The organism is Vibrio sp. 10N.247.310.98, assembly GCF_041467395.1.
Lineage (GTDB): Bacteria > Pseudomonadota > Gammaproteobacteria > Enterobacterales > Vibrionaceae > Vibrio > Vibrio crassostreae_C.
This window is the reverse complement of sequence record NZ_JBFSUL010000066.1, coordinates 21,279-27,278: the sequence shown is the minus strand read 5'-3', so window position 1 is coordinate 27,278 and position 6,000 is coordinate 21,279. Positions and strand designations below refer to the sequence as shown.

The 6,000-nt window shown below is 45.1% G+C and carries 6 protein-coding genes; 3 read left to right on the top strand and 3 right to left on the bottom strand.

Going from position 1 to position 6,000, the window contains the following annotated elements:
- Window positions 1–97: 97 nt before the first annotated feature.
- Both AB6E78_RS19790 and AB6E78_RS19785 read right to left on the bottom strand, forming a co-directional pair.
- Window positions 98–490 (bottom strand): RidA family protein, encoded by a 393-nt coding sequence (locus tag AB6E78_RS19790; RefSeq protein ID WP_017065166.1) that lies wholly within the window; start codon window positions 488–490, stop codon window positions 98–100.
- A gap of 103 nt (window positions 491–593) precedes the next feature.
- Window positions 594–2,027: an amidohydrolase family protein gene (locus tag AB6E78_RS19785; RefSeq protein ID WP_372134101.1), complete on the bottom strand. Its 1,434-nt coding sequence runs from the start codon at window positions 2,025–2,027 to the stop codon at window positions 594–596.
- 176 nt (window positions 2,028–2,203) lie between these two features.
- Between AB6E78_RS19785 and AB6E78_RS19780 the strand changes: the two genes are divergently transcribed.
- A complete protein-coding gene (locus tag AB6E78_RS19780) occupies window positions 2,204–3,478 on the top strand; it encodes an amino acid deaminase (RefSeq protein WP_372134100.1) in 1,275 nt (424 codons plus the stop codon).
- Between the two features lie 173 nt (window positions 3,479–3,651).
- Window positions 3,652–4,515, top strand: coding sequence for a MurR/RpiR family transcriptional regulator (locus AB6E78_RS19775; RefSeq protein WP_017062019.1), 864 nt, complete (start codon window positions 3,652–3,654; stop codon window positions 4,513–4,515).
- On the opposite strand, the gene AB6E78_RS19770 is transcribed toward AB6E78_RS19775, so the two are convergent.
- On the bottom strand, window positions 4,512–5,051 hold the full coding sequence (locus tag AB6E78_RS19770; RefSeq protein WP_108184970.1) for a hydrolase: 540 nt from the start codon (window positions 5,049–5,051) through the stop codon (window positions 4,512–4,514). The two genes, AB6E78_RS19775 and AB6E78_RS19770, sit on opposite strands and share 4 nt — an antisense overlap.
- Before the next feature lie 192 nt (window positions 5,052–5,243).
- Here AB6E78_RS19770 and AB6E78_RS19765 point away from each other — a divergent pair, with 192 nt between their 5' ends.
- Window positions 5,244–5,813, top strand: a complete 570-nt coding sequence (locus AB6E78_RS19765) for a porin family protein (protein ID WP_017065161.1) — start codon at window positions 5,244–5,246, stop codon at window positions 5,811–5,813.
- Window positions 5,814–6,000: the final 187 nt, after the last annotated feature.

The following is a 6,000-nucleotide window of genomic DNA, read 5'->3' as shown; positions in this document are numbered from 1 at the left end:
AACGCTTACCTTTCGCAAGTCCTTGCAGGGCAAGGGGCTTCGTAATCTTGCCCTGCCCCTAATACTCTCTAAGTAGGTAATTGTGATTAGGTTATTACTAAACGCGATCCGCGCGGTAGCAAGTCACATCTACTTCAACCTTCACGTCTACCACTAGGTCACAGACCATGCAGATACGAGCCGGTGGGTTAGCACCGAAGAACTCTTTGAATACCTTATTAAAAGATTGGAAGTAACGAGAATCCGTTAGCACAACCTTTACGTGCATTACGTCTTCTAGGCCGTAGCCCGCTTCAGTCATGATATCGACACAGTTTTGGATCGCTAGGCGAGACTGGTCAACAATGCCACCCTCTACCACTTCACCATCTGTCATCGGTGTCTGGCCAGAAACGTATAGGAAACCACCCGCTTCAGTTGCGCGTGCAAATGGTAAATGTTGTCCGCCTGTACCTGTACCGCCTTCAACACCGTAACGTTTAATAGTCATTTTTTAACTCCACTTCTTTATAGATAATATTGGTTCTGTTCCAATATATTTAAATTAATTCGTCGTTTTCTTATTACTGTATATTTAATAAAATAATTAAATTCTAATTACGGTAAATAAAAACGCCTGAACGATTATTTTTTACTTTTCCTTTTTGGTAAGTTAACTCACCATTTACAAATACACTTTCGATTCCCTCAGCAACTGACATAGGATTTTCAAATGTTGCTGTGTCTTTAATATTCTTTGGATCAAATAAAACTAAATCGGCAAATGCGTCTTGGCGAATCTCACCTCTTCCCGCGAGGTTGTAGCGCTTCGCAGACATTCCGGTCATTTTGTGAATCGCTTCTGGCAGCGCAAACAGTTTTTCATCTCGGCAGTAGTGGCCTAAGACTTTCGGGAAAGTGCCCCACAATCTTGGATGTGGATGCGGGTCATTTGGTAAACCATCAGAACCAACCATGGTCAGCTTGTATTTCAATACGCGCTTTACGTCGTTCTCATCCATGCAGTGGTAAACCGCACCGGCTGGTTGAAGCGCTTTTGCTGCGTCCATCAGTGGTAGGTTCATCTCATCAGCAATCTGCTTAAGCGTTTTGCCTGCATGTTCTGGCTTTGCTTTAGACCAAGTAATGAAGATATCGAAATCGTCCGTCACCTGTTTCAAATCTAATGTCGAAGAGCTCGCTGAGTATGGGTAGCAGTCGCAAGACACATCTTGGTGCTCAGAAACCTTGTTCATCAAATCAAGTACTTCAACGGTTCTGCCCCAGTTACCTGCACCTGCACATTTAAGGTGAGAGATAACAACCGGTACTTTCGCGTATTGCCCAGTCTCAAACGCTTCTTCCATCGCGCTTAAGATCTCTTCAAATTCGGTACGCATATGCGTGGTATAGATGCCGCCATGGCTAGAAAGCACTTTCGCTAACTGCATCACTTCGTTGGCATTAGCTTGTTTCGCGCTGGCGTAAGCCAAACCTGAACTCAAACCCAGTGCACCCTGCTCCATCGCTAAATCAAGGTTGGTTTGCATTACCGCGATTTCTTCTTCGCTTGCGGTGCGTTGTAGGTCGTCCATCACTTGGTTACGCAGTGTGGTGTGGCCAACTAACGCTGCTACGTTCACCGCTGGTTGCGCTTGCTCCACTGCTTGTGCATACGCGGCAAAGGTTGGGTATTTGAAATCAGCCTGCGCGCCTAATAGGTTCATTGGGTCTGGTGGATCGCCCGCCAAAACCGTTGGCGATGCGCTGATGCCACAGTTACCAACAATCACGGTTGTCACACCTTGGCTGATCTTTGGTAGGCAGTCTGGGTAACGAATAACATTGGTATCGTCGTGTGTGTGTACATCGATGAATCCAGGAGCCAATGCTAAGCCTGCTCCCTCAACCAACTGGCTGCAATCTTCATGATCGATTTTGCCAATTTCGGCGATTTTTCCATCTCGGATTGCTACATCGGCACAAAACGATTGTTCGCCGGTGCCATCGAACACCTCTACATTTTTAATTATCGTATCGAACAACATTTCTCACTCTCTCAATCCACTCTGTTGATGGAGCTATATTAGAAATTCAGCCGATTATTTTCAGTGACAAAACACACATAATATTTTAATTTGTGTGATAGTTTCTACCACAAAACAGATTGTGGATATATTTAAACATTAAATAACAACAACTTAAATCATGTTAGGAATCAGTAATGAAACATAACCCTGCACATAAAGATGTTATAAAGTATCAAAACGATAGTTTTATCTTGACTGAAAAAGGCCAAAAAGGGAGAGCAATATCACAATCTGAGAACGGTATTTACCGACTGGTTGATGAAGATATTTCGCTCCCGGTAGCAATTATCAAACAATCCGCCTTAACCAATAACCTGAATTGGATGCAATCATTCGCCGATCACCATCAGGTTAAATTGTCGCCACATGGCAAAACATCAATGACACCTGCTTTTTTCCGCCAACAACTAGAAAATGGCGCTTGGGGTATTACAGTAGCAACGCCTGCACAGGCAGAAGTTGCCGCTATGGCGGGTGCAAAACGAATCATCATGGCCAACCAATTGGTGGGTAAAACCAACATGGCGATCGTTGAACAGTTGATCAGTGAGTTTGATATCGACTTTTACTGTTGTGTGGATTCTTCGGTAAACGTGCAGCAACTTAACCAATATTTCTCTAATACAAAACAGACACTAAAAGTACTGATCGAATTTGGTGTACCGGGCGGTCGCTGTGGTTGTCGTTCACCACAAGAAGTTCTAGAACTGGCTCAAACCATACAAGACACACCTGCCCTTTCGCTGGCAGGTATTGAGGTATATGAAGGTGTGATTCACGGTGACAATGCAGAACAAGACATTCGTACCTTCTTAAATCACGCGCTCACCTCAGTCGAAAGCCTCGCGTCAGATGGCCTAATTGCAGGGCAACCTATCATCACGGGCGCTGGTTCTGCTTGGTATGACGTGGTTGCAGAATGTTTGGCGAACCTAACCGATTACTTGGCGATCATCCGCCCGGGCTGCTATGCCATTCACGACACAGGCATTTACCTAGACGCACAAAGCAAAGTGTTGCAGCGTGCCCAAGCAAACCAAGGTTACGCGTGTGAATTGGGTGGAGATCTGGAATCGGCACTTGAGGTATGGGCGTATGTAATCTCTCGCCCAGAACCGACTAAACTAGTGGTTGGGCTAGGCAAGCGTGATGTGGCCTTTGATGCGGGTTTACCTATTGCCGAACGCGGCTATCGCAATGGCAAAGCTATCTCTGTGAAAGGGCTGACTGCGACCGCCGTGATGGATCAGCATACCTTTGTTGAAACGGACGGCTCTTCTGAGATTGAAGTGGGAGACATGATTGCCTTCTCAACCTCACACCCGTGTTTAACCTTCGATAAGTGGCGCTACATTGCCATCAGCGATGACGACCATCAGGTAACAAACTGGGTGAAAACCTGCTTCTAGTTCGATTTTTCAATAAGCTAGAATCAGCGAAGCAATAAGATATACTAACGGGGCTAAGGCTTAGTTTTTAATGGATTAGTGCTCATAAAAAGCTAAAGAGCTTGCTTCTTACGAGCTAGATTCTTAATAACTAGGTAATAACGATTAGCCCCATCAACAAAGGATCAGGATTCTTGAGTTTAGAAGTAGATATCATTTCACAGATAACGGAGCGTTTTCCCGCTCTTCGTGATGCAGAGAAAAAAGTCGCTAAGCTGATCATGGACGACATTGATTTTGCTGCCAATGCCAGCATCACAGAGCTTGCTGAAAGCGCTCAAGTGAGTGAAGCCACCATTACACGTTTTGCTAAAGCGATCGGTTGCAGCAACGTACGTGATATGAAGATTAAGTTGGCTCAGACGCTAACCGTTGGCCAGCGCTTTATCCTCGAACCGGTTGACCAAACGGGTTATCAAGGTATCTACGAATCGATCAAGCAAAGCCTAGACATCAACCGCACCTTGTTCAAAGAGCAAGACGTTGAAACCGCAGTCAGCTGGCTGCATAACGCCAGACAAATCATTGCTATCGGCATGGGTGGTGGTTCGACTATCGCCTCTCAAGAACTGCAACACCGACTGTTCCGATTGGGCTATCCAGTGGTGTCGTACAACGATGGCTTGATGTCACGTATGGTTGCTGCCACGGCAGATGCCAATGACGTGATGGTGATGATTTCAGCGACAGGCTTTACGCCAGTGATCACCGAAACCGCCGAATTAGCCAAGCAGTACGGACTTAAGATTATTGCGATTACGCCACAAGATACACCGCTAGCAAAAATTGCCGATATCTTGTTACCCATCAAGCATATGGAAACCGATTTCATCTACAAACCATCGGCTTCTCGTTACGCAATGTTGGCACTAGTAGATGTGCTTTCGATGGGAATCGCAGTCAATCACAAGAACCGTTCGCGCGACAAACTGCGTCGCTTGAAAGTTGCGCTCGATTCTTACCGAGGCGGTGGCGATAGACAGCCTCTCGGTGATTAACGAATCAAGGATAGAATGGACTTAAATTCTGGTGCGCGGCAGTCCTTTACCAGTTCATATAAGCTCATTTCCAATCCTGTGATTTGGATACCAGCATCCGTTAATCGGCGGATTGCCAGATCCTTGTTGAGCGCCGTTCTTGAACTAATACAGTCGCCAACTACCTGAACATTGTACCCAAGTTCCAACAACCCCATTGTGGTTTGATAAACACAAATGTGAGCCTCAATACCACACACTAACCAAGTATCCACGTCCTTGGCTTGCACCGCCTCAACAAACTTAGGCTCATCACACGCGTTGAAAGTGAATTTGGGTATCGGCTTAGCATCACTCAATAGGTCATTCAGTTCGTCGACCGTAGCACCTAACTTTTGTGGGTTCTGCTCCAAGCTAATAATTGGCAACCCCAAAATCTGCGCTCCTTGAGCTAACTTTCCGCAATTAGCAATCAGCGTATCGCTCTCATCAACAAGGCGTGCGAGCTTGCCTTGTACGTCCACAACCACCAAACCTGTGTTTTGTTTCGTTAGCATGTTTATTCCTTGTTTTAAACAGCCTGACTCACTAAGCAACCTGATGTGTATTTTTTCTACTATGTAACGATTCAGCTTACAAAGCCATACAGTAATACATACAAGACTACGGAATAATACTCACCAACGGTCGAAAGGGCGCAAAATAAAAATTATTGATACTGGCATGACATTTAAGAGTGAGTAACAAAGATGAACAAGATAACGAAATCAGCATTAGCACTGGGTTTAATCAGCACAGTTTCTCTTCCAGCTTTGGCTGCAGGTACTGACGGCGGTGCGTACATTGGTGGCGGACTTAGTGTCTACCAAGATTCTGATACAGATGGTCAAGGTAGCTTAGATTCAGATGGCATGGGCTACAACCTATACGGTGGCTACCAGTTCAACCGTATCGTTGGTGTTGAACTTGGCTACAACGATTACGCAGACTACAAAAAGGGTGCTGCAAAACTGTCGCCAACTTCTATTTCGTTATCAGCAAACCTAGGTTATACGTTCGACAACACGATTCGTCCATTCGTGCTTGCAGGTTTAAGCTCTGTTGACCTAAACGCAAATAACGCAGCTCTATATGATGACGATAGCGGTACCGGTTTCCACTTTGGTGTTGGTGTTGAATACACGCCAATCGAACATCTAACACTACGCCTAATCTCACAAGCAGACGCAGTGAGTGTTGAGAACGACTACGGCTTTAAGAAAGAAGACAAAACACTTGCCTTCAACAGCATTAGCTTCGGTGGTTCTTACAACTTCTAATGTGATTGAACCACATAGAATAAGCTGAACATACTAATTCACTTTGCTGTTCCACCTTGTCATGAAGGTCACTCAGTAAAGTGAATTTTTTGTTTCTACACGCACTATCGCGTCATTTCACTTTAGCCGGTTTACCGCTCACCATTACTTACTGAGCTTTATGCGTTGATATTAGAGCTTTCTTGGT